General features: G+C 61.0%; 1 pseudogene. It reads left to right on the top strand.

The window, feature by feature from the left end:
• Nucleotides 1-1,571, top strand: a pseudogene (locus RFM40_RS33495) (hypothetical protein); the annotation flags it as partial.

Raw genomic sequence — 1,571 nt, forward strand, 5'->3', positions numbered from 1 at the left:
ACGCTCGAAACCTCTCGCTGCTGGTGAACGGCTTCAGCAAGTGGCCTGACCAGCCAGGGTGTGGCGACGGCACTTTCGCAGTTGGTGGTGAGGTTCTTCGCCGCGCTGAGACGGAGGGATTATCCAAATTCAATCCGCAGAACCTGACCAATCTGGTCAATGGCTTCAGCAAATGGCCGAAACAAGCGGAGTGTCGGGAGGCCACCAGCGCTATCGGCACCGAGGTGACGTACCTCGCGGACCGAGCCAATCGGCTTTCCGATTTCGAACCGCAGGGCCTGGCGAACCTGGTGAACGGTTTCAGCAAATGGCCGAGCCAGGCGAAGTGTCGGAAAGCCACTAGCGCTATCGGCACCGAGGTGACGCGCCTTGCAGGCCGAGCCAAGCGGCTCTCCGATTTTAGCCCGCAGGGCCTGTCGAACCTGGTCAATGGCTTCGGCAAGTACCCGGAAGAACAGGATTTGCGCCAAGCTGTGGCGGATATCGCCGCCGAGATCGTTGGCCGCGCCGGCAAGCTCAATAGATTTCCACATCAAGAGTTGGCCAATCTGGTGAACGGGTTCGGCAAATGGCCCGAAGAATTCGACATGCGCCATGCTACCGTTGCCATCGCCGGCGAGATCGTTGCGCGTGCCAAAGAGCTCGGCGGATTCACTGATCAACATCTGGCGAACCTGGCGAACGGTTTCAGCAAGTGGCCCGAACAGACGCGCGAGGCGACGGTTTCCATTGCGGGCGAGGTCGTTACCCGAGCCGGCGAGCTCAACAGATTTGGGTATCAAGAGTTGGCCAACCTGGTGAACGGTTTCAGCAAGTGGCCTGACCAGCAGAAGACGAGCGAGGCGACCATTGCCATCGCCGGCGAGGTCGTTGCCCGAGCCGGAAAGCTCAAGGGATTTGCGAATCAAGAGTTGGCCAATCTGGTGAACGGTTTCAGCAAGTGGCCGGACCAGGCAAGCACTCGCGAGGCGATGATCGCCATCGCCTCTGAGGTCAGTCGCGCCGCCAACCGATTGCGCGGGTTTCCTGGTCAGGAGCTGGCCTATCTGATCAATGGCTTCAGCAAGTGGCCGCAAGAGCCAGGCATGCGCCAGGCGGCGGTCGCCATCGCCGGGGAGATCGCCTCCCGTGCCGACAAAATCAAGGGATTTACCCATCAGCAGCTGGCCATACTGGTGAACGGTTTCAGCAAGTGGCCGCAGGAGGAGCGAAATCGGCAGGCCACGGCCGCCATCGGCGGGGAGGTCCTTCGCCGCGCCGATCACCCAAATGTCGGGCTCTCCGACTTTGCTCCGCTGAGCCTGGCCAATTTGGTGAATGGGTTCAGCAAATGGCCGCAAGAGCCAGGCACGCGCCAGGCTGCAGTTGCCATGGCTGGGGAGATCGCCTCCCGTGCCGACAAAATCAAGGGATTTACCCATCAGCAGCTGGCCATACTGGTGAACGGTTTCAGCAAGTGGCCGCAAGAGGAGCGCAATCGGCAGGCCACGGTCGCCATTGGCGAGGAGGTCCTTCGCCGCGCCGATCGCCCGGATGTCGGGCTCTCCGATTTTACTGCTCAAGGCTTGGCG

The organism is Mesorhizobium captivum (assembly GCF_033977165.1).
Taxonomy (GTDB): Bacteria; Pseudomonadota; Alphaproteobacteria; order Rhizobiales; family Rhizobiaceae; genus Mesorhizobium; species Mesorhizobium captivum.